19 protein-coding genes and 2 tRNA genes are annotated in these 21930 nt (G+C 72.6%); 8 read left to right on the top strand and 13 right to left on the bottom strand.

All coding sequences use genetic code 11. From position 1 onward, the window contains the following. The first annotated feature begins 38 nt into the window (after positions 1–38). Positions 39–1049: a hypothetical protein gene (locus BLR33_RS17520; RefSeq protein ID WP_093785417.1), complete on the top strand. Its 1011-nt coding sequence runs from the start codon at positions 39–41 to the stop codon at positions 1047–1049. A 105-nt stretch (positions 1050–1154) separates the two neighbouring features. On the opposite strand, the gene clpX is transcribed toward BLR33_RS17520, so the two are convergent. From clpX to BLR33_RS17495, 5 genes are all read right to left on the bottom strand, one after another. After that, positions 1155–2435, bottom strand: a complete 1281-nt coding sequence (gene clpX, locus BLR33_RS17515; RefSeq protein WP_093785416.1) for an ATP-dependent Clp protease ATP-binding subunit ClpX — start codon at positions 2433–2435, stop codon at positions 1155–1157. 181 nt (positions 2436–2616) lie between these two features. Further along, complete coding sequence (locus BLR33_RS17510; RefSeq protein ID WP_093785566.1) at positions 2617–3255, bottom strand: ATP-dependent Clp protease proteolytic subunit; 639 nt, start codon at positions 3253–3255, stop codon at positions 2617–2619. 107 nt (positions 3256–3362) lie between these two features. Next, positions 3363–3977: an ATP-dependent Clp protease proteolytic subunit gene (locus BLR33_RS17505; RefSeq protein WP_093785415.1), complete on the bottom strand. Its 615-nt coding sequence runs from the start codon at positions 3975–3977 to the stop codon at positions 3363–3365. Positions 3978–4364: 387 nt separating this feature from the next. Next, complete coding sequence (tig, locus tag BLR33_RS17500; protein ID WP_093785414.1) at positions 4365–5804, bottom strand: trigger factor; 1440 nt, start codon at positions 5802–5804, stop codon at positions 4365–4367. A gap of 360 nt (positions 5805–6164) precedes the next feature. Continuing rightward, positions 6165–6238: transfer RNA gene (locus BLR33_RS17495), tRNA-Pro, on the bottom strand. A gap of 110 nt (positions 6239–6348) precedes the next feature. Between BLR33_RS17495 and BLR33_RS17490 the strand changes: the two genes are divergently transcribed. Together BLR33_RS17490 and BLR33_RS17485 are read left to right on the top strand one after the other, a co-directional pair. After that, positions 6349–6422, top strand: a tRNA-Gly gene (locus BLR33_RS17490). 970 nt (positions 6423–7392) lie between these two features. Beyond that, complete coding sequence (locus tag BLR33_RS17485; RefSeq protein ID WP_093785413.1) at positions 7393–7593, top strand: hypothetical protein; 201 nt, start codon at positions 7393–7395, stop codon at positions 7591–7593. Positions 7594–7706: 113 nt separating this feature from the next. Here the strand turns inward: BLR33_RS17485 and BLR33_RS17480 are convergent, their stop codons facing one another. Both BLR33_RS17480 and BLR33_RS17475 read right to left on the bottom strand, forming a co-directional pair. After that, complete coding sequence (locus BLR33_RS17480; RefSeq protein WP_093785412.1) at positions 7707–7955, bottom strand: hypothetical protein; 249 nt, start codon at positions 7953–7955, stop codon at positions 7707–7709. Between the two features lie 387 nt (positions 7956–8342). Beyond that, positions 8343–9566, bottom strand: a complete 1224-nt coding sequence (locus BLR33_RS17475) for a GNAT family N-acetyltransferase (protein ID WP_093785411.1) — start codon at positions 9564–9566, stop codon at positions 8343–8345. A 140-nt stretch (positions 9567–9706) separates the two neighbouring features. Between BLR33_RS17475 and BLR33_RS17470 the strand changes: the two genes are divergently transcribed. Together BLR33_RS17470 and BLR33_RS17465 are read left to right on the top strand one after the other, a co-directional pair. Further along, positions 9707–10849, top strand: coding sequence for a PP2C family protein-serine/threonine phosphatase (locus BLR33_RS17470; protein ID WP_093785410.1), 1143 nt, complete (start codon positions 9707–9709; stop codon positions 10847–10849). A gap of 157 nt (positions 10850–11006) precedes the next feature. After that, complete coding sequence (locus BLR33_RS17465) at positions 11007–11201, top strand: hypothetical protein (protein ID WP_093785409.1); 195 nt, start codon at positions 11007–11009, stop codon at positions 11199–11201. On the opposite strand, the gene BLR33_RS17460 is transcribed toward BLR33_RS17465, so the two are convergent. Further along, complete coding sequence (locus BLR33_RS17460; protein WP_093785408.1) at positions 11166–12197, bottom strand: asparaginase; 1032 nt, start codon at positions 12195–12197, stop codon at positions 11166–11168. The genes BLR33_RS17465 and BLR33_RS17460 overlap by 36 nt on opposite strands. Before the next feature lie 168 nt (positions 12198–12365). On the opposite strand from BLR33_RS17460, the gene BLR33_RS17455 reads away from it, so the two are divergent. Then, on the top strand, positions 12366–12818 hold the full coding sequence (locus BLR33_RS17455; RefSeq protein ID WP_093785407.1) for an Lrp/AsnC family transcriptional regulator: 453 nt from the start codon (positions 12366–12368) through the stop codon (positions 12816–12818). Between the two features lie 81 nt (positions 12819–12899). On the opposite strand, the gene BLR33_RS17450 is transcribed toward BLR33_RS17455, so the two are convergent. The 4 genes from BLR33_RS17450 to BLR33_RS17435 form a co-directional block, all read right to left on the bottom strand. Further along, a complete protein-coding gene (locus BLR33_RS17450) occupies positions 12900–13712 on the bottom strand; it encodes an Fpg/Nei family DNA glycosylase (protein ID WP_093785406.1) in 813 nt (270 codons plus the stop codon). Positions 13713–13720: 8 nt separating this feature from the next. Continuing rightward, the gene (locus BLR33_RS17445; RefSeq protein ID WP_093785405.1) at positions 13721–14212 is read right to left on the bottom strand and encodes a ribose-5-phosphate isomerase; all 492 of its coding nucleotides are present in this window, start codon (positions 14210–14212) and stop codon (positions 13721–13723) included. A gap of 100 nt (positions 14213–14312) precedes the next feature. Beyond that, positions 14313–14921 carry a biotin transporter BioY gene (locus BLR33_RS17440; RefSeq protein ID WP_093785404.1) on the bottom strand — a complete coding sequence of 203 codons (609 nt, stop codon included), beginning with the start codon at positions 14919–14921 and terminating at the stop codon, positions 14313–14315. 296 nt (positions 14922–15217) lie between these two features. Further along, on the bottom strand, positions 15218–15886 hold the full coding sequence (locus BLR33_RS17435) for a mycothiol-dependent nitroreductase Rv2466c family protein (RefSeq protein WP_245771472.1): 669 nt from the start codon (positions 15884–15886) through the stop codon (positions 15218–15220). A gap of 245 nt (positions 15887–16131) precedes the next feature. Here BLR33_RS17435 and pepN point away from each other — a divergent pair, with 245 nt between their 5' ends. Continuing rightward, positions 16132–18726 (top strand): aminopeptidase N, encoded by a 2595-nt coding sequence (gene pepN, locus BLR33_RS17430; RefSeq protein WP_093785403.1) that lies wholly within the window; start codon positions 16132–16134, stop codon positions 18724–18726. A gap of 210 nt (positions 18727–18936) precedes the next feature. Next, the gene (locus tag BLR33_RS17425; RefSeq protein WP_093785402.1) at positions 18937–19923 is read left to right on the top strand and encodes a hypothetical protein; all 987 of its coding nucleotides are present in this window, start codon (positions 18937–18939) and stop codon (positions 19921–19923) included. Positions 19924–19944: 21 nt separating this feature from the next. On the opposite strand, the gene BLR33_RS17420 is transcribed toward BLR33_RS17425, so the two are convergent. Then, positions 19945–21927: a TIGR03767 family metallophosphoesterase gene (locus tag BLR33_RS17420; protein WP_093785401.1), complete on the bottom strand. Its 1983-nt coding sequence runs from the start codon at positions 21925–21927 to the stop codon at positions 19945–19947. Positions 21928–21930 lie beyond the last annotated feature (3 nt).

The raw sequence follows: 21930 nt of genomic DNA, 5'->3' as shown, positions 1-21930 counted from the left end.
GGAGGATGGGCGGACTCGTTAACGGAGGGGACGAACCCATGAGTTTCAACCAGCCGCCGCCGAACCCGTACGGGCAGCAGCCCCAGGGTGGCGGCTACGGGCAGCCGCAGCCCGGCGGTTACGGCCAGCCGCAGCCTGGCTACGGCCAGCCCCAGCCGGGCGGCTACGGCCAGCCGCAGCAGCCGCCGGCGCCGCCGCAGGGCCAGCCGGCCTACGGCTACCCGCAGCAGGCGCCGCCCGCCCAGGCCCCCTACGGCCAGCCCGCCTACCCGCAGCCCGGCTACGGCCAGCAGCCGCCGTACGGCCAGGTCCCGCAGCAGGGCTACGGCTACCCGCAGCCGCCGCAGCAGGGCGGCAACGGCAAGCGCAACGGCATCATCATCGGCGTGGTGGTGGCCCTGGTCGCGGTCGGCGCCGGCGTCTTCTTCGCCACCAAGGGCGGTGGCGGCAACGGCTCGTCCCTGGCCGACAACGGCAAGAAGTACAAGCTGACGACCCCTGAGACGGTCGCCACCGACTACACCAAGTCCTCGGACTTCGGCGACGACGACGGCTTCGAGGACAGCGACATCGCCAAGCTGAAGGCGCTGGGCGTGAGCAACCCGACCCAGGTGTCGGCCGGTTACGTGAAGGGCTCGGAGGAGACCGGCACGCTGCTGGACTTCGCCGGCGTCTACGGCTCGGTGAAGGACCCCGGCAAGGTGGTGGACGGCATGTTCACCATGCTCAAGCAGGGCACCGAGGAGGACAAGAAGAACGGCACGAAGGTCGAGACCTCCGGCAGCCCGGAGTCGGTCAAGCCGGCCGGCATGATGAGCGACGCCGTCATGAAGTGCCAGCAGATCAAGGAGACCGACCAGGAGTCGGGCCAGACGATCACCATCAACACCACGGTGTGCGTGTGGGCCGACTACAGCACGGTCGCCTATGTGATCCCGATCGACCCGAAGGCGGCCATCGCCGGCGGCGGCAGCGCGCCGACCGTCGCGGACGCCGGCGACCTGACCTCCAAGGTGCGCAACGACGCCGAGGTGGAGACGGGCAGCTGACCCGCGACCGGCCCGCCGGCGACGGCGGTTCCGGCACCACGAAGGGGCGCCCCGGTCCGTACAGGACCGGGGCGCCCCTTCGTTCCGCCCGCGGGCGGTGCGGTGTTACGCGCTCTTCTGCTCGCCCTGGCCCATGCGCGGGTCGCGCGGCACCAGGGTGGGGTTGACGTTGGAGTGGACCACCTCGGCGGTGATCACGACGCGGGCCACGTCCTGGCGGGAGGGCACCTCGTACATCACCGACTGGAGGACCTCCTCCATGATGGCGCGCAGGCCGCGCGCGCCGGTCTGCCGCAGGATCGCCTGGTCGGCGATGGCCTCCAGCGCGCCGCGCTCGAACTCCAGCTCCACGCCGTCGAGTTCGAAGAGCTTCTGGTACTGCTTGACCAGCGCGTTGCGCGGCTCGACCAGGATCTGCAGCAGCGCCTCGCGGTCGAGGTTGTGCACGCTGGTGATGACCGGCAGCCGGCCGATGAACTCGGGGATCATGCCGAACTTCACCAGGTCCTCGGGCATGATCTCGGAGAACCGGTCCGCCATGCTCAGCTCGCGCTTGGAGCGGATGGTGGCGCCGAAGCCGATGCCCTTGGCGCCGGCCCGGGCCTCGATGATCTTCTCCAGCCCGGCGAACGCGCCGCCGACGATGAACAGCACGTTGGTGGTGTCGATCTGGATGAACTCCTGGTGCGGGTGCTTGCGTCCGCCCTGCGGCGGCACGCTCGCGGTGGTGCCCTCCAGGATCTTCAGCAGCGCCTGCTGCACACCCTCGCCCGAGACGTCCCGGGTGATCGACGGGTTCTCGCTCTTGCGGGCGACCTTGTCGATCTCGTCGATGTAGATGATCCCGGTCTCGGCCTTCTTGACGTCGTAGTCGGCCGCCTGGATCAACTTCAGCAGGATGTTCTCCACGTCCTCGCCGACGTACCCGGCCTCGGTGAGGGCGGTGGCGTCGGCGATGGCGAACGGCACGTTGAGCATCCGGGCCAGGGTCTGCGCGAGCAGCGTCTTGCCGGAGCCGGTCGGGCCGAGCAGCAGGATGTTGGACTTGGCGAGCTCGATCGAGTCGTCGTGCCCGGGACGGCCGTTCTCACCGGCCTGCACCCGCTTGTAGTGGTTGTAGACCGCCACCGAGAGCGCCTTCTTGGCCGGCGTCTGGCCGACCACGTAGCTCTCCAGGAACTCGTAGATCTCCCGGGGCTTGGGCAGGTCCTCCCACCGCACCTCGGAGGACTCGGCGAGCTCCTCCTCGATGATCTCGTTGCAGAGGTCGATGCACTCGTCGCAGATGTACACACCGGGGCCTGCGATGAGCTTCTTCACCTGCTTCTGGCTCTTTCCGCAGAACGAGCACTTCAGCAGGTCTCCGCCGTCACCGATGCGTGCCACGAGGTCTTTCCCCTTTACCTGGAATCGCCTGGGTTCCGCCGGCCTTCAACGGAGCCTGGTGCTTCTCTCATCGACGGTACCTTGCCGCGCCCCCCGTGTGGGCCCCCCTGGGCGTACTCGCGGAACGCAGTGCGGAGTACGGCCAGGGGCGGAACCGCGGAAGAAGCAGCCTACCCGTGTCTCAGACGCCCACGGACGACTTGCGGGTGGACACGATCTGGTCCACGAGACCGTACGCGAGGGACTCCTCGGCGGTCAGGATCTTGTCGCGCTCGATGTCGTCGCGGATCTGCTCGATCGGCGTGGTGGAGTGCTTGGCGAGCATCTCCTCCAGCTGCTGGCGCATCCGGATGATCTCGTTGGCGGCGATCTCCAGGTCGGAGACCTGGCCGCGGCCGGTCTCGCTGTAGGGCTGGTGGATCAGCACCCGGGCGTTCGGCAGCGCCATCCGCTTGCCGGGGCTGCCGGCGGCGAGCAGCACGGCCGCGGCGGAGGCCGCCTGGCCCATGCAGACAGTCTGGATGTCGGGCTTGACGAACTGCATGGTGTCGTAGATCGCGGTCAGCGCGGTGAAGGAGCCGCCGGGGCTGTTGATGTAGACCGAGATGTCGCGGTCGGGGTCCATCGACTCCAGGCACAGCAGCTGGGCCATCACGTCGTTCGCCGAGGCGTCGTCGATCTGCACGCCGAGGAAGATCACGCGCTCCTCGAACAGCTTGGCGTACGGGTCGTACTCGCGCACGCCCTGCGAGGTGCGCTCCACGAAGCGCGGGATGACGTAGCGGGCCTCGGCGCCGAAGATGCCGCGCCGCTCGTCCATGGTGCGCTCGTAGAGGCCGGCGCCGGGGAAGTCGAGGTTGTTCGAGGGGTTCGAGGGGATCACGTCCACCGTCTCCTGGGATTGGGGTCTTCGGGTGATCGAGGGGCTCAGGAGGCGGAGCCGGCGCCGGTGCCGCCGCCGCCGGGGACGTGCGCGGCGGAGAGCATCACGCCGTCCAGCAGGCCGTACTCCTTGGCCTCCTCCGCGGAGAACCAGCGGTCGCGGTCGGAGTCCTTGGTGATCTGCTCGAAGGTCTGCCCGGAGTGCTGGGCGATCAGCTCGGCCATCCGGCGCTTGGTGTGCAGCAGCTGCTCGGCCTGGATCTTGATGTCGGTGGCCGAGCCGCCCAGGCCCGCGGAGGGCTGGTGCATCAGGATGCGGGTGTTGGGCAGCGCGAACCGCTTGCCCGGGGTGCCCGCGGTGAGCAGGAACTGGCCCATGGAGGCGGCCATGCCCATGGCGATGGTGACGACGTCGTTCTTGATGAACTGCATCGTGTCGTAGATCGCCATGCCGGCGGTCACCGAGCCGCCGGGGCTGTTGATGTAGAGGTAGATGTCCTTGTCGGGGTCGGCGGCGAGGAGGAGGAGCTGCGCGGTGATCTTGTTGGCGATCTCATCGTCGACAGCCTGGCCGAGGAAGATGATTCGCTCACCGAGCAGCCGGTTGTAGACCTGGTCGCCGAGGCCACCGAAGGTCGGCTCGCCGGCGGCGGAAGGCATCGGAGTCGTCACGTATCCACCTGCTCGTTGTCGGACGGTCGAGTGGCCGTCACGGTCTTCGTCCAGGGCCGGGGGCGGCCAGTGGAACGGTGCTGCACCCCTGCCCTCCTACTGGTGGACCCTAACGCGCAGGTGGGGCCGAGCCATCCCCTACGCGGAACTGTTCGCTGTGAGCGCAGGGTGAGCGGCGGCGAGCCGTTCGGGGGCCGGGGCACGGCAGACGGGCCCGAACACCGGTGGCGTTCGGGCCCGTCTGGCGGCGCGGTCGCCCGCCGCGGGGGCGGGCGGCCCGGGGCCGCGGGCGCGCGGCGGCGCTGCCGGTGCGCCGGGGTGGGCGCGGGCGGCGGCGTGCCGGGCTTGCTGCGGGCTCAGGCGTCTTCGGGCGGCTCAGGCGTCCTTGGTGTCGCCCTCGGCCGTCTCGGTGCCCTCTTCGGTGTCGGTGGCGGCGTCGGCGGCCTCTTCGGTGGCGCTGTCGGCGGCCTGGACGGTCTCGCCGGTCTCGTCCTCATCCTCGTCCGACAGGTCGACCTCCTGGCCGTTGCTGTCGGTCACCTTGACGGCCTCGACCACGGTGGCGAGCGCCTTGCCGCGGGCGACCTCGCCGACGAGCAGCTGCACCTGGCCGCCCTCGACCACGGCCTGGGCGAACTGGTCGGGGGTCATGCCGGAGGAGGCGGCCCGGCGCACCAGGTGCTCGGTGAGCTCCTCCTGGCTGACCGAGAGCTTCTCGGTCTTGACCAGCTCGTCCAGCACGAACTGCGTCTTGATGCCCTTGATCGCCTGGGCCTCCAGCTCCGCGTCGTGCTCCTCGCGGGTCTTGCCCTCGCGCTCCAGGTAGGTGTCCCAGGTCAGGCCGAGCGCCGGGAACTGGTGGTGCTCCAGGTTGTGCACCCGGGTCTCGATCTCGCTGGCCAGCAGCTTCTCCGGGATTGGGATCTCGACCAGCTCGATGAGGGCGTCGAGCACCTTCTCCTGGGCCTGGGTGGCCTGGTCGTAGGACTTGACGCGCTCCAGCCGCTTGCGGGAGTCCGCGCGCAGCTCCTCCAGGGTGTCGAACTCGGAGGCGAGCTGGGCGAAGTCGTCGTCCAGGGCGGGCAGTTCGCGCTCCTGGACGTCGGTGACCACAACCTTGACAGTGGCGTGGCTGCCGGCCGCGGAGCCGCCCTGCAGGTCGGAGTCGAAGGTGGCGGTGCCGCCCTTCTCCAGGCCGGTGACGGCCTCGTCGATGCCGTCGAGGAGCTGGCCGGAGCCGATGGTGTAGCTGACGCCGGTGGCGATGCCGTCGTCCAGCACCTTGCCGTCGACGGACGCCTCCAGGTCGACCACCACGACGTCGCCTTCGGCGGCGGGGCGGTCCACGGAGGTGGTGGCGGCGAAGCGGTCGCGCAGCTGCTCGATCGCCTTGTCGACGTCCTCCTCGGAGACCTCGACGGCGTCCACGGTGACCTCGATGCCGGAGTAGTCCGGGATCTGCAGGGCCGGGCGGATCTCGACCTCGGCGGTGAACTTCAGCTCGTTGCCGTCGTTGAACTCGGTGATGTCGACGTCGGGCTGGCCGAGCACGCTGTCCGCGAGCTCACCCTCGGTGACCGCCTCCGTGTAGAACTTCGGCAGCGCCTCGTTGATGGCCTCCTCGAGGACCGCGCCACGGCCGAACCGCTGGTCGATGACGCGCGCAGGGATCTTGCCCTTGCGGAAGCCCGGCACCGTGACCTGCTGGTTGATCTTCTTGTACGCCGCGTCGAGGCTGGGCTTGAGCTCCTCGAAGGGCACCTCGACAGTGAGTCGAACCCGGGTCGGGTTCAGAGTCTCGACGGCGCTCTTCACGGTTGGGTCTCCTTGGGCTTTACGGTGATGGGGGCCACGCGTTCGCATGCGGGCCTGGCCGCGCGACGTGTCGCCGTCGAGCCATCCTACCGGTAGCGCCAAACCCGCCGGACGGGGTCGGCCGGGCGGATTTTCCGCCGCGTATCGGCGGCGGGCCCGTTCTGCTGTTCCGTCGCCCTTTTGCTCCGACGGCGTTCCAGCGAGCTGGCGGCTGACGGGGCTCCGCCTGATGGCGCACTGGCGGCGCTCCGACTGGCTGGTTGCGCTCGACGGGGCTGCGGCTGGCGGGGCTCCCCCGGGGCTCCGCCTGTCGGCGCTCCGGCGGCGTCGGCCGGCCCGGATGTCCCGGTCGGCCCTGTGTCGGGGTGGCCGGATTCGAACCGACGGCCTTCCGCTCCCAAAGCGGACGCGCTACCAAGCTGCGCCACACCCCGCTGGTGCGACACGTAGAGTACATGTCCCCGTACGTGCGGGCAGCCGGTATTCACCCACGACCGCGCCGGTTCGACCGGCTACCATGCGATGTGCCAGAATCGCAGGCGCCGCGGGCGTAGCTCAATGGTAGAGCCCTAGTCTTCCAAACTAGCTACGCGGGTTCGATTCCCGTCGCCCGCTCCACACCACAACGGCCCAGGTGACGGACGCAATCCGCACCCTGGGCCGTTGTCGTTTGCGATCTTGTCCTAGCCGTCCGTGCCCGCCACGTGCCCTCGCGCAAAAGTGCCGGCTGCCGGGCTGCCGGGCCGCGTCGGGCCTTCCTGGCGACCGGCCCTGCTTCAACGCCTTCACGATCATCACGCCGTGCCCGTTACGCGTTCCGCCACAGGCGTCGGTCCCTGGCGACCTGGCGATGCCGAGGCTCCACGAATCCGTCTCGACCGGCCGTCTCATCAGCCACCCGAGTAATCGGGCGAAGAGGCCGGGCGGACGTGCTGCGAGGTCCCGCAGGGAATACCGGGCTTGTGGCGGGCGAGGTCGAAGTCAGGGGGAATTGGCGGAGGGGTTGGCTCGGCCGTTGGTAGGACCGGGGAAGCGGGAGCGGAAGAGGCCGCGGCCAAGGGGTGAAGCCGGTGGTACGCGGCCAGGGCAGCACGTGCAGCGGGGCCAAGAGCCTCGATCTCTATGTGGACCTCGCCGGTCCGCCGGTCCTGCCAGCCGACGGTCTCCCCCGTGAGGGTGTTCGTGAGGGTGTTGACGTACAGGCGATCCTTCCCGTACCGCTTCCACGCCGAGACCCGTAAGTCATCCACGCTCGCGCCCCCATCCCGAATGCCGTTCGGCGCATGGCACCAGCAGACCTGATCACGGCACAAGACCACCCGAGCGGACTCTGACCGGGAGTGCACAGCCGAGGTCAAGACGCCGCCTCCGGCGGGGGCGCTCCGACTCCGGGATGGGCCAGACCCGGCCGGCAGCCGCGCAAGCGTCGCGGGCGGGCGCGGGAAGTTCCCAACCTGCCATCGACCGGCAAGCCGAGCAGTCAGGGCCCAGGGCGTCACGGGCGCTCGTTGGCGCGCTCCACCTTGGCGCCCTGAACCACGGCAGCCCCCAGGAGTGGGGCCGGTCATCACGCGGATACGCTGCCGCCGTGGACCCGAGCCAGGAACCGACCGGCCGCCTGTCGGACGAAGAATTCCGTCAGTTCCTCAGTTTGCTCCGGCGCTACCTGCACCACGACTTGGACCAGTGGGAACTCCTCGTGACTCAGCGCGAGTTCGGCCCGGCCTATGCGGTCTTCGCGAACAAGCTCCCGGAGGGCTGGCCCGAAGAGATGTTCAGGCCGTTCTAGTCCGCCCGGCAGCTCGCGTCCCACGTGCCCGCCACGTGCCCGCCTGAGGAGCGAACGAGGTGAGCTCACGGGGGAAATGCGGTCCGGACGTCCCAACGACCCTGTAAGGAGCCCTACGGCTGGTTGTCCTCGGGGGGTTCGAAGACGATCAAGGTGCCGTCCGGGGTGAAGCGCAGGACCCGAGGGGTGGGGGGCTGCTCGGGGGGCGGGGGCGGCTCCGGGTGGAGCTCACAGTAGCGCTGCCCGTAGAGGTCGATCGCCTCGCGGAGTGAGCAGCCTCGCGACGCGCGGATCGCCGACAGCGCGGGCAGGGTGCGCCCGTCCAGGATGTCGCGGTCCACACTCTCCGGCAGCCGATCCACGGCACCTCCCCTTCCGGCTCTCCGCAGTAGAGCAACCGCGGCGACCTCGGTCAACCGGATTGCTCCGCGGTCCGGACCGCTGGCCCGCGAGGGCAGGGCGCCCTCCAGGGCGGAGAGCGCCCCGCTCAGGGCTGCCGTTCCCGCAGAGCGCGGGCAGGTGCCGCACGCCGCTCCCCTTGTCGCCGAACGGCTCCCACTCCACGCCCTTCCCTGTCCCCCAGCGCACCCCATTGCGGTGGCCCACGCCACCGACGCGGCGACGCCGGGGAGTTGGTGCGCCCCGCCAGGCGAAAGGGTCCGCCCGTGAAAGGCCGACCGCAGGGCGGCGAGACCTGCGGATGAGAAGAATGGCGCCGTCCGGGCAACGGAGGGGCGGGCCGGGGGCGTTCAGAAGCCGTGGGGGAGCCAGGGTGCCGGGTCGGTGAGGAAGGCGGCGGAGGCCGCGGCGAGGGCCCCCTCGCGCAGTTCCCGGACCAGCCCCGCCGCACCCATCGCCCGCAGCGACAGGCCGCCGAGGTAGGCGGCCCCCAACTCGCGGACGTCCAGCGCGAGATCCGCCGGCTCCGTGCTCCGCTCGCAGCTCGCCCCCTTCGCGTCCCCGACCAGCTTCCAACGGCCGCTGTTCCAGGGGCAGAAGGGGTCCTCGACGTCGAACACGACCTCCACCGGCACCGTGTACGTACGCGCGGCGAGCGCCTCACCGACGTCGACCAACCGCACATGCAGCCCGTCGCGGAAGGACAGGTTGCAGCGGCGGACGTCCGAGACCAGATGCTGCACGGCGTCGTCGATGGGCCGGTTGTGCACGGAAATCTGCGTGCTGAGGTCGATGCCGGCCAGGTAGCGCCACAGCGCCGCGTACACCACCGGGTCCAGCGCCTCGATGTCGCGCAGGTGGATCGTGCCGTCCGCGCCCGCGGGGCTCCAGGAGGGCGTCACCGAGTAGCGGGCGTACCCCCGTACCCGCCCGTCCTGTTCGGCCAGGACGCACAGCAGCGGGCCCGAGCCGGGCTGCGAGGGCGGCACCAGCGCCTGCGTGTCCCAGCCGGGCTGCCGGACGAGCATCCCGGCCCGTCCGGGCACCAGTTCGGCGTAGATCTCCTCGCACCGCTCCCGCGCCTGCGCCGGGTCCACCAGCCGCATGCGCACCGCGTCGGCGCCCTCGGGCGCGAAGAAGGCCACCCGCGAGGTGTCGATGGAGGCGCGCAACTGCCGGGTGCCGATGCCGTACCCGAAGCGGCCGTAGATCGCCGGCTCGGAGGCGGTGAGCACCGCGACCGGCTCGCCGCGCTCGCGGAAGGCGTCCAGCTGCCGCCGCATCATGGCGGTGAGCACCCCGCGGCGGCGGTGCGTCGGCTGCACGGTGACCATGGTGACGCCCGCGGTGCCGACCGCGGAACCGCCCGGCACCGTCAGCCGGAAGGTGAACGCGCCCGCGGTGCCGATGAGTTCCTCGCCGTCCCACGCGGTGGTGGTCCGCCCGAACTCGAACACCCGGTGCCACTGCTCCCGGTGGGGCCGCGGGTCGGCCGGACCGCCGAACCCCCGTTCGACCCGGTCGAAGAAGTGGTCCCACTGCTCCGGCGCCAACGCGCGGTACTCGATCGCCATGACCCCCTGCCTACCAGTGGAAGTACGGCGGGAGCGACCGTATTTTCCGGCCTCGTCGGGGCGACTTCGGGCAGCCCTCCGGCCATCACGGGGGATCGGCCCTGCACGCGGCGGCGATCGATGGGTAGGGTCGCCGGGACATGACCAAAGAGTCGGCAAAGGAAGAGCTCGGGCTCCGGTGGCGCAGGTGGGCGCACCGGGTCCGCCTCGCCGTGCGCCGGTCCGCGGTGGACTACTTCCGCGGCGACGCCTCGGACCTGGCGGGCCTGGCGGCCGTGGCGGTGACCATCCCGGCCCTCGCGCTCGCCTCGGTGACCATGCCGGTGTGGTGCCCGCCGGGCGCGCTGGTGCTGCCGATCCTGGCCGGCGGGCTGCTGCTGCGCCCGGCCAGCCTGCTGTTCCTGTACGCGGCCTCCGCGCTGGCCCTGGTGGTGGAGTCGGCGGTGCTCGGCCCCTACCGCGAGGGCCCGGCCCGGGTCACCCCGGGCACGGTGCTGCTGGTCACCGCGGTGGCGCTGGCCGGCCTGGTGATCGCGCAGTTCCGGGCGCGGGTCGGGGTGCCGTGGCGGCGCGGCCACACCATGCTCTTCGACCTGCGCGAACGGATCAGGGTGCAGAGCCGGCTGCCGCACCTGCCGGCCGGCTGGCACGCGGAGATGGCGCTGCGGCCGGCCGGTGGCCAGTCGTTCTCCGGCGACTTCGTGGTGGCCACCCGCACCTCGGGCGGCCGGGTGCTGGAGGCGGTGCTCACCGACGTCTCCGGCAAGGGCATGGACGCCGCCTCGCGCTCCCTGCTGCTGTCGGGCGCCTTCGGCGGGCTGCTGGGCTCGCTCCCCCCGCACGCCTTCCTGGGCGCCGCCAACGGCTACCTGCTGCGGCAGAACTGGGACGAGGGCTTCGCGACCTCCGTGCACCTGGTGCTCGATCTGGAGAGCGGGGACTACGAGTTGCTGTCGGCGGGGCACCTGCCGGGCGTCCAACTCCACGCGGGCACCGGCCGCTGGGAGGAGAAGTCGGCCGAGGGGCCGCTGCTCGGGGTGTACGACGGGGCGGAATTCCAGGGCGTGAAGGGCACGTTGGCCTCCGGCGACGTGCTGATGCTGTTCACCGACGGCCTGGTGGAGACCGCCGAGCGGGAGATCGCCGAGGGTATGGACCGGCTGATCGGCGAGGCGGACCGGCTGGTCGGCACCGGATTCCGGGGCGCTGCCTGGCGGTTGATCGAGGCGGTCGCCAAGGACGTCAACGACGACCGGGCGTTGCTCGTGGTGTGCCGCGACTGACGTACGGGAATGGGACTATGGGCCCCGCGGCCGAGAGTCGGCCACAACGCGGCCTCCCGGTCCCGTGGCGGATGGCACCATGGGAGCGGGCGAGGCGGGGGCGGCGGGCGCGGTCCCCGGACCGGCAAGGGCCTACCGAAAGAGGAAGTGATCCATCGTGGTTATCTCCCTGTCCGCTGCACTGCTGCTGGCGATCGTGCTGGTGGTGATGATCCGGGCGAAGACCATGAAGGTGGGCCCGGCGATAGTCGCCGCGCTCTTCGGTTTCTTCCTGGCGTCCACGAACATGGCGCCCGACATCAACCGGTTCCTCAACTCAGTGGCCGACACCATCAGCCAGATAAAGCTCTGAGCGGGACAGGGCCTGCGGGGCGGCGCTGAGCACGGTGTGCAGCGTCTGCCCGGCGTCCTGCCCCCGCGGGGTGGCGAGCAGCGCCGCCAGCAGGGCGATACGGGTCTGCGCGGGGCGCAGCGTGCCGGCCAGCTGTGCGCCGGCGGCCACGAGGTCGACCGCTCCCCCGCCGGTGTAGAGCGGCGCCACCGCGCCGGCCGCGACCCGGGTGCTGACGGCGACGGGCACGCCGCCGGCGACCGCGGCCCGTACCGCGTCCACGATCTCGGGGGTGGTGTTGCCGGCGCCGGTCCCGGCGATCACCAGGCCGCGGGCGCCGGCGGCGAGGGCGGCCTGGACGAACACGGCGTCGCCGTCGCTGTGGTGGGCGATGATGTCGACGCGGGGGTGGGGGGCGTCGGCGGGGGGCAGTGGCAGGGCGGCCGCGCGGGGCCGCCGGCGGCCCCAGCTGACCCGGCCGAACTCGACGCGGCCGAGCGGGAGTCCGTCGGGGTCGCCGAAGGCGCGGGCGTCCAGGGTGTGCTTCTTGACGGTGCCGCGGGCGGCGAAGACCTGGCCGGCGAAGACGATGACGGCGCCGAGGTCGCTGCCGGTGGCGGCGGTGAGCAGGGCGTCGTAGAGGTTGCCCGCGGCGTCGCCGTCCTCGGCGTCCAGCGGCTTCTGGGCGCCGGTGAAGACGACCGGGCGGCGGTCGGAGTGGAAGAGGTCCACGAAGAAGGCGGACTCCTCCAGGGTGTCGGTGCCGTGGGTGACGACGATGCCGTCCACCTCGGGGTCGGCCAGGACGTCGTGGACGGCGTGCAGCAGGCTCAGCTGGTGGGCGGTGGTCACCCGGGAGCTGTTGACGGTGAAGAGGTCCACCACGCGGACCTCGACGCCCTCGGGGACGGCACCGGCGGCGAGCACCTCGCTGCCGGCCGCCTCGGCGGCGTACCCTTCCCCCTGCCAGCGGCTGGCAATGGTGCCCCCGGTGCTGATGACCACGACGTGTCGCATGTGTCCGCCTCCCTGAAGCGCCTGCCCCACGGTGGCGGCGGCGCGCGGCTGGTGCGCCTTCCCCGGGCGCACGGCAACATTCCCCAGCACAATGATATGCGCGTAGACCTGCCATATGATTGCTAAATCTGATGATGAACGCGCCATATCATGGGAGGAAGCACCCTCATGGACGCCATTGACCGCAGTATCTTGCGCGAGCTCCAGGCCGATGGCCGGCTGACCAATCAGGAGCTGGCCCAGCGGGTGGGCCTGACCCCCTCGCCGTGTCTGCGCAGGGTGCGGCAGTTGGAGGACGACGGGGTGATCCAGACCTACCGGGCCGTGGTGGACCCGACCGCAGTGGGCCGCGGCTTCGAGGTCTTCGCCTCGGTGGAGGTGCACCGCGACCGGGCCTCGGTGGCGTCCTTCGAGGCGGAGGTGCAGTCGATCCCCGACGTGGTGGAGGCGTACCGGCTCTACGGCGCCCCCGGCTGCCTGCTGCGGATCGCGGTCGCCGACTCCGACGCCTACGAGCGCTTCTGGACCGACAAGCTGATCGCGCTGCCCGGCGTCTCGGACGTCAACTCGCAGATGATCATGAAGCGGATCAAGGCGCCGCAGGGCGTCCCGGTGGACTGAGCCGGGCCGTACGGCCGGCGCGGGGAGGCTCGGGGGCGCCTGGATGCCCGGGGTGCCGCGGGCACGGCACCCCGTCGGCCGTCAGGCGTGCGGTGGTTGGCAGGTGGGGCACCAGAAGAGGTTGCGGCCCGCGAGCGGTTCGGTGCGCACGGGGGTACCGCACACCAGGCACGGCTGGCCGGTGCGCCGGTAGACGTACACCTCGCCGCCGTGGTCGTCCCGGCGGGGCGGGCGGCCCATCGCCTCGGGCTCGTGCTCGGGCCGCACCGTGTCGATCCGGTTGTCGCGCACCCCTTGGCGCATCAGGGCGGACAGGTCCGCCCACATCGCCTCCCACAGCGGCGCCGGCAGGTCCCGGCCGGGCAGGAAGGGGTCCACGCCGTGCCGGAAGAGCACCTCGGCGCGGTAGACGTTGCCGACGCCGGCGAGCACCTTCTGGTCCATCAGCAGGGCGGCGACGGGGATGCGCGAGCGCGCTATCCGGGTACGGGCCCGCTCGGGGTCGTCGCCGGGACGCAGCGGGTCCGGGCCGAGCCCGTCGTGCACCGCCTGCTTCTCGTCGTCTGTGACCAGCGCGCAGGTCGCCGGGCCGCGCAGGCTCATCGTCCGCTCGCCGTGCGGCCCGCCCTCCAGCCGCAGTCGCACGGTGGCGGTGACCGCGTCGCCGAAGGCGACCTTGCCGATCAGGCCGAGGTGGATGTGCACCCAGCCGAGTTCCCCGAAGCCGAGGAAGAGGTGCTTGCCGTGCGCGTCCACGCCGTCCAGCACGGTGCCGTCCAGCAGCGCCGCGCTGTCGGCGAACTTGCCCTGCGGGCTGCTCGCCCGCACCGGCCAGCCGGCCAGGCGGTCCCGGACGTCCTCGGCCAGGCGGTGGATCGTGTGGCCCTCGGGCATCGGCCGGCTCAGTCCTCCGGCTGCGGGTGGTGGGCCGGGACCGGCGGGAGGTCGCCGGTGGCCTCGTACCTGCTGAGCATGTCGATCCGGCGCTGGTGGCGCTCGGCGTGCGAGTAAGGGGTGGCGAGGAAGAGTTCGAGGAAGCGGGTGGCCTGCTCCACGGTGTGCATCCGGCCGCCGATGGCCAGCACGTTGGCGTCGTTGTGCTCACGGGCCAGGGTGGCGGTCTCCTCGCTCCACGCGAGGGCGGCGCGCACGCCCTTGACCTTGTTCGCGGCGATCTGCTCGCCGTTGCCGGAGCCGCCGATGACGATGCCGAGGGAGCCGGGGTCGGCGGCGGTGCGGGTGGCCGCGCGCAGGCAGAACGGCGGGTAGTCGTCCTCCGCGTCGTAGATGTGCGGGCCGCAGTCGACGGGTTCGTGGCCGTTCTTGACGAGCCAGTCGGCGAAGTGGTTCTTGAGTTCGAAGCCGGCGTGGTCCGAGCCGAGGTAGACGCGCATGGGGGGATTCTCGCACTCCCCGGCTCACGGTGCCGTACGCGGGCGGCGGCAGGGTGCTGCACCTGCGACACGGTGCCGCTGCGCGCGGCGGTGGGTGCCCTCAGCGGGAGAGGTGGTGCCAGGCGGTGGGGAGGGCGGTCATGGCGAGGGCGGCTTTGAGGGCGTCGCCCAGGAGGTAGGGGCGCAGGCCGAGGCGGAGGGCCTCGGGGGCGGAGAGGTGGGCGGCGTGGGCGAGGTAGGGGACGCCGACGGCGTAGGTCACCGCGGAGCCCAGGACCATCACCCCTGCCGTACGGAGCACCGTGCGGTCGCCCCCGCGGCGGGCCAGCGCGCCGACGACGGCCGCGGCGGCGATCATGCCGAGGATGTAGCCGAAGCTCGGCATGGACCAGCCGGAGGTGCCGCCGGCGAACCACGGCAGCCCGGCGACGCCGGCCAGCGCGTACAGGCCGAGCGAGGCGGCCCCGCGGCGGGCGCCGAGCGCGGTGCCGACCAGGAGGGCCGCGAAGGTCTGCCCGGTCACCGGGACCGGCGAGCCCGGCACCGGCAGGGACAGCTCCGCGGCGAGCCCGGTGAGCACGGCGCCGCCGACCACGAGCGCGAGGTCCCGCAGCCGCGCCCGCGCGGCCGAGGAGGCGGGCAGCAGGTCGGCCAGGACGGTTCCGGTGCTGGGTGCGGTGCCGGGCGCTGAGGGGGCGGCGGTGCTCATGGGTGACTCCGCGGGATACGGGGGCGGTCGGGGACACGGTGACGCTAGCGCACGGCCCGCGGGCCGCTCATCGTATGACTCCGACAAAGCCGTACCGCCCCCGCTTGGAGGCTTCCGCGGCCGCCCGCACCCGCCAAGGCCCGCACCCGGTACGCCGTTTCACCAGGTCGCGTGAGCCATGTCACGTAGGGCGGGTGCGCGGGCGGCACGGGACGGCCCCGGCACAGGAGCGGTGCCCTTGCCGTCCCGCTGCCGTCCCGCTGTGGGAAACCGCCAATGCCGGCCGCGGCCCGGGGTCAGTCGAAGATCGGGCCCTGCGTGCGGGTGCGCTTGATCTCGTAGAAGCCCGGGATGGAGGCCACCATCAGCGTGCCGTCCCACAGCTTCGCCGCCTCCTCGCCCTTGGGCGCGGGGGTGACGACGGGTCCGAAGAAGGCGATCTGCTCGCCGTCGGAGCCGGGGACGGCGATGACGGGGGTGCCGACGTCCTGGCCGACCTTGTCGATGCCCTCCTTGTGGGAGGCGCGCAGCTGCGTGTCGTAGGCGTCGGAGTCGGCGTAGTCCGCCAGCGACTCGGGCAGGCCCACCTCCGTCAGGGCGGCCACGATCGTCTCGCGGTCGCGCGGCAGCGCCTGGTTGTGGAAGCGGGTGCCGAGCGCGGTGTAGAGCGGGCCGACGACCTCGTCGCCGTGCAGCTCGCGGGCGGCGGTGACGACACGCACCGGGCCCCAGGCGTCGCGCAGGAAGGTCGCGTAGGACTCCGGGAGGGTGTCGAGCTTGTCCTCGTTGAGCACCGCGAGGCTCATCACGTGCCAGCGGACGCTGACCGGGCGGACCTTCTCGACCTCCAGCATCCAGCGCGAGGTCATCCAGGCCCAGGGGCACAGCGGGTCGAACCAGAAGTCGGCGGGGACGGTCCCGGCCGGTACCTGGGCGGCGGTTGCTTCGGGGGCGGTGGTGGTCACTGCGTGCTCCTCGGACGGCGTGGTACGGACTGCGGCACTGCGCCGCGCGGGCTCCCCGGAGGCGCCCGGGTCCCTCGCGGGCAGGGGGCGGGCGGGGGCGCCGGCTCGGCGCACACCACCCCTTCCAACCGGAACGTGCGGCGCCGACCTGGCATTCCCGCGCCGCGCAGCCGCCCGGGGCCCGTGGGAGGATGCCTCAGCGCCGCGATCCGGCGTGCCAGTCGAAGCAGACGAAGGAGCCGACCGTGCCCGGCGAGAACCTGAGCCGTGAGGAGGCCCGCGCGCGGGCCGCGATCCTGTCCGTGGAGCGGTACGACGTGGCGCTGGACGTGCGCTCCGCGGTGGGACCCGCCACCGGCGCCGGGCCGCGCACCTTCCGCTCCACCACGGTGATCGACTTCCGCTGCTCGCAGCCCGGCGCCTCGACCTTCGCCGACCTGGTCGCTCCCGCGGTCACCTCGGTGCGGCTCAACGGCCGCGACCTGGACCCGGCCCGGGTCTTCGACGGCGCCCGCATTGCGCTGGACAACCTGGCCGAGCGCAACACCCTGGTGGTCGACGCGAGTTGCGCCTACAGCCGCACCGGCGAGGGCCTGCACCGCTTCGAGGACCCCGAGGACGGCGCGGTCTACCTCTACACGCAGTACGAACCGGCCGACGCCCGCCGGGTGTTCGCGAACTTCGAGCAGCCGGACCTGAAGGCGCCCTTCACCTTCCAGGTGACCGCGCCCGAGGGCTGGACGGTGCTGAGCAACGGCGCCGCGGACGGCGAGCCCGTCCCGGCCGAAGGGGGCGGCGCCACCGTCTCGTTCGTGCCCACCCAGCCGATCGCCACGTACATCACGGCGGTGCTGGCCGGCCCGTACCACGTCGAGCACGACCACTACTCGCGGACCCTGAAGGACAAGGCGGTCCTCGACATCCCCCTGTCGGCGCTGTGCCGGCGCTCACTGGCCCGGCACTTCGACGCCGACGCCATCTTCGAAGTGACCAAGCAGGGCCTGGACTTCTTCCACGACGCCTTCGACTACCCCTACCCGTTCGGGAAGTACGACCAGGCGTTCGTGCCCGAGTACAACCTGGGCGCCATGGAGAACCCCGGACTGGTCACCTTCCGCGAGGAGTTCGTCTTCCGCGGCAAGGTGACCCGGCCCTCCTACGAGCACCGGGCGAACGTGGTGCTGCACGAGATGGCCCACATGTGGTTCGGCGACCTGGTCACCATGCGCTGGTGGGACGACCTGTGGCTCAAGGAGTCCTTCGCGGACTTCATGGGCGCCTTCGCGCAGGTGGAGGCGACCGAGTTCACCGAGGGCTGGATCACCTTCGCCAACCGCCGCAAGGCGTGGGCCTACCGGGCCGACCAGCTGCCCTCCACCCACCCGGTCGTGGCCGACATCCGCGACCTGGAGGACGCCAAGCTCAACTTCGACGGCATCACGTACTCCAAGGGCGCCGCCGTCCTGAAGCAGCTGGTCGCCTACGTCGGCCGCGACGCCTTCCTGGAGGCCGCGCGGCGGTACTTCACCCGCCACGCCTACGGCAACACCACGCTGGCCGACCTGCTGTCGGTGCTGGCCGAGACCTCGGGCCGCGACATGGCCGCCTGGTCGCGGGCCTGGCTGGAGACCGCGGGCGTCAACGCGCTGACCCCGCGGGTGGGCCTGGACGCCGAGGACCGCGTCGCCGAACTGGTCGTCGAGCAGGGCGCCGCGCAGTCGCACCCGACGCTGCGCCCGCACCGGGTCGCGATCGGCCTCTACCGGCGGGACGAGGAGGGCGCGCTGACCCGCTACGCCCGCGCCGAGACGGACGTGGCCGGCCCCTCCACGGCCGTGCCGGAGCTGGCCGGGCAGCCGCGGCCGGACCTGGTGCTCGTCAACGACGAGGACCTGACGTACTGCAAGGTGCGCTTCGACGCCGCCTCGCTGGACACCCTGAGATCCCACCTGGGCGACCTGACCGACCCGCTGGCGCGGGCGCTGGCCTGGTCCGCGGTGTGGAACCTGACCCGCGACGCGCTGATGCCGGCCGGTGACTTCCTCGACCTGGTGCTGCGGTTCGCCGGGCGCGAGTCCGACATCGGCGTGCTCCAGCAGCTGCACCAGCAGGCCCGCACCGCGCTGACCCGCTACGTGGCCAAGGACGCCCGCGCGGCGGCCGGACAGGCGCTGGCCGCGGGGGCGCTCGAGGCGCTGCGGGCGGCCGAGCCGGGCAGCGGCCACCAGCTGGCCTGGGCCCGCTTCTTCGCCGCCGTGGCCGCCGCACCGGCCGATCTGCGGCTGCTGCAGGGCCTACTGGACGGCTCGGAGGCGATCGGCGGCCTGGACGTCGACCAGGAGCTGCGCTGGACGCTGCTGGGCACCCTGGCCGCGCAGGGCGCCGCCGACGCCGCGGCGATCTCCGCCGAGCGGGCCAGGGACGACACCGCCTCCGGCCGCCGGCACGAGGTGCGCTGCCTGGCCGCGCGCCCCGACGCGGCGGTGAAGGCCGAGGCGTGGGCGGCCGTGGTGGACTCCGACGCGCTGTCGAACGCGCTGGTCGAGGCGACCATCGCCGGCTTCGCGCAGGACGGCCAGGCCGACCTCCTCGCGCCCTACGCGCAGCCGTACTTCGCGGCGATCGAGGAGCTGTGGGCCAAGCGGTCGATCGAGATCGGCATGTCGGTGGTGCGCGGCCTGTACCCGGCGCAGCAGGACGACCCGCGGACGCTCGCGGCCACCGACGCGTGGCTGCGCGAGCGCGAGGACGCCGCCCCGGCGCTGCGCCGGCTGGTGCTGGAGGCGCGCGACGACCTGGCGCGCGCGCTGCGGGCGCAGGAGTGCGACGCCCGGCGCTGAACAGGCGTGCGGGCACCGCCCGCCGGGCCGGCAGCGCGGCCGGGCGGTGCGGGGCCGTTCCGGCTGGTCGGGGCGGCCCCGTCACTCTTATGGGTGATGGGGGCTGATCGGCAGCCCGGCGGGCAGACTTTAGCCCGGTGTTGTCCGGTTTTGTCGACGAGACCGTAACAACGGTTAGTGACCACCGGGCGGACGGGAAGCTCCTGTCCCATGAACGCGAACGACCTCACCCCCCACGTCCCCCTCCGCCTCGACCCCCGCGGCGAGACCGTCCTGACGGTCCGCCGGCTGCGCGAGCGGGGCCTGTCCGCCGCGACCATCGCCGAGCGCTGCCGCCCGGGCGGACCCTGGCAGCAGGTGCTGCCGCAGGTGTGCCTGCTGCACTCGGGGCCGCCCTCCAGCGAGGAGCGGGTGCGGGCCGCGCTGCTGTACGCGGGCCGCGACCTCGGCGTCCCCGCCCCGCTGGGCGGCGAGGCCATGGTCACCGGCCCGGCCGCGCTCGCCCTGCACCGCTTCCGCGGGGTGCCGCCGCTGATCGGCCTGCCCCGGATCGACGTGCTGGTCGGGCGGCAGCGGCGGCTGCGGGACGCCGGCGACGTGGCGATCCACCGGGTGCGCGAGCTGCCGCCGCCCGTGGAGGTGGCGGGGTTGCCCTGCGCCCCGGTGCCGCGGGCGCTCGCCGACGCGGTGGCCGAGCTCGACGACCCCGACACCGTGCGGGCGCTGTTCAGCGAGGCGGTGCGCGGCGGGCACTGCGAGGGGTCGGCGGTGCTGCGCGCGCTGTCGGCCGCCGGGCTGCTCGAACGCCCCTACGTGCGGCGCGCGCTGGACGTCCTGCGGGCCGAGGAGCGCGGGGTTGCCGAGCAGCGGCTGTACGCCATGGTGGCCGGCCACCGGCTGCCCGACCCGGTGTGGAACGTGGACCTGCGGCTGCCGGGCGGGCCGCCGTTGGGCGGGGTGGACGCCTTCTGGCCCGAGCACGCGGTGGCGCTCGTGCTGGAGTCGCAGGAGGAGGCGCTGCGGTCCCACCAGGCCCGCCAGCAGGAGCACTTGGAGGCGCTGGGCATCACCGTGGTGCTGGTGCCGCCGGAGCGGCTGCGGCACGCCCCGGTGCAGCAGGCGGCCGTGGTGCGCACCGCGCTGATGGCCTCCGCAGACCTCGACCCGGCCGCCTACGTGGTGGTGACGCCCAGGTGAGGGCCGACCCCAAGCGGCGGTTCAGCGCTTCCGCAGCAGCAGCTCGGTGTTGCGGTCGTCCGAACCCCCGGTGAAGCGGGGGATGTTGGCGCCGGGGGCGTTGTAGGCCAGCTCGCGGTAGAGCGAGGCCAGGCCGGTGGCCGACAGGTCCTCGAAGTCGGTGCGGTGCGGGGCCGCCGACTCGATGAGCGTGGTGAACAGCGACAGGGTGCCGTCGTGGTTGTCGGTCAGCTCGATGATCCGGGCCAGCTGCGGATAGTCCACGTGGGAGGCGGTGTTGACCTCCCAGAAGGAGCCGTGGGACTCGATCCGGTTCAGGTGGCTGTGGCCGTTGATCCAGGCCAGCACGTTGCGGTGGCGGCCGAGCAGCGCGGTGAGGGCCTTGCCGTCGTGCCGGGCCTCCCCCGGGCGGGCCGGGTCGAGGTGCAGGTTGGTCATGGTGCGGCTGGTGTGGTGGCTGAAGACGAGCGCGTGGCGGTCGGCGTTGGCGGCCAGCGTGCGGTCCAGCCAGTCCAGTTGCTCGGTGCCGATGGAGCCGAGGTAGTCGCCGCCGCGGTCGGTGGTGTCCAGGCTGATGCCGAGCACGCCGTCGGCGACGTCGAAGGCGTAGTAGAGGTGGTCGGCGTCGACACCTTCGGCCGCGTACCCGTGGCCGGCCGGGCCCGCGCCCTTGCGGCGCGGCTCCAGGTGCGCGGCCAGGTACTCCTGCGGGGTGAAGGGCACCCGGCGGGCGTCGGCGGTGACGGTGCGGGCCGTGCGCGCGTAGCGGTCCAGGATCTCGTGCACCAGGGTGCCGCCCGGGTCGCGGTGACCGTTGACCGCCTTGACGGCCTTCTCGACGTCGGCGTGCGGCACCTGCTCCAGTTTGCGGGCACCGGTGGCGATGTCGGCCGCGAAGCCGGCCGAGCGGTAGGCGCCGCCGAAGAGGGCGTCGTGGTTGCCGACGGTGGAGTACCAGGGGATGGTCAGCCCCGGGCTGGTCAACGGCCGCCTGGCGGCGGTGAGGTAGCCCGGCAGGTGCGGGAAGCCGCGCTTCTTGTCGGCGTCGGCGCGGGCGCTGTCGGGCTGCCAGAACAACTGCAGGCCGGAGTTCTGCACGCCCTCGTACGCCTCCGGGTCACCGGAGTCGGGCGTGATCGTGCCGCCGCTCAACGCGGTGAGGAACCAGTCGAGTTCGAGCGAGGAGTTGTTGTCGGTGTTGTCGCCGGTGGTGACGGCGAAGGCCAGCGGGGCGCCGGTGACCGGGCCGCCGCGCAGGCTGTTGATGCGCTCCACCAGCGCCACCGCGCCGGCCGCGGTCAGCGCCTCGTGCGGCCGCCAGCCGTTGGGGGCGTGCGCGCGCATCCACTCGAGCCGCAGCGGTGACTGTACGTCGGTGATGTGCAGGTCGGTGAGCTGGACGAAGGAGGCGAGCACGGTGCGGCGGCGCTCGCGCCCGGCGCGGGCGGGGGCGAGGTCGGTGCGCACCACCTGCTTCCAGCCGGGCGCGTCCGCCAGCCGCCGGTAGCCGCCCTTCCGGCCGGTGGGTTCGGCGACGCTGTGCAGGGTGGTGCCGACCGGCGTGGGCCGTACCGGCGTCGCGCGGGTCGGGGTCGCCGAGGGGGTGTGCGGCGCGGGGCGCGGGGTCGCGGTCACCGCGGCGGTGCGGGCGCTCGCGGGGTCGGAGCCGGGCCCGAAGACCCAGGCGGAGGCGCCGCCGCCCGCGGCGACCACCCCGGCGGAGGCGATCAGCAGCGTCCGGCGGTCGATCCGGCGGGCGGTGCGGGCGGGGGCCGCGATGGGCTCGGCGGGCTGCTGGGCGGCCGGTTCGGCCCGCAGCCGGGCGGCCGGCTTCGCCTGTGCCGCGGCGCCCGCGATGGCGCCCGGTTCGGACACGTCCGATGCGCCGGGTACGTCGGGTGCGGCTTCGGCTGCGGCTTCGGCTTCGGCTTCGGCTTCGGCTTCGAGGGCGGGTACGGGTCGCGGCGTCGGCTCGGGCTCGGGGCGGGCGGCAGGTCCGGGCATGGG

This window comes from Actinacidiphila guanduensis (genome assembly GCF_900103985.1).
In the GTDB taxonomy this organism is placed as follows: domain Bacteria; phylum Actinomycetota; class Actinomycetes; order Streptomycetales; family Streptomycetaceae; genus Actinacidiphila; species Actinacidiphila guanduensis.
The sequence above is the reverse complement of the archived record's forward strand: the minus strand, read 5'-3'. Positions and strand labels throughout refer to the sequence as shown.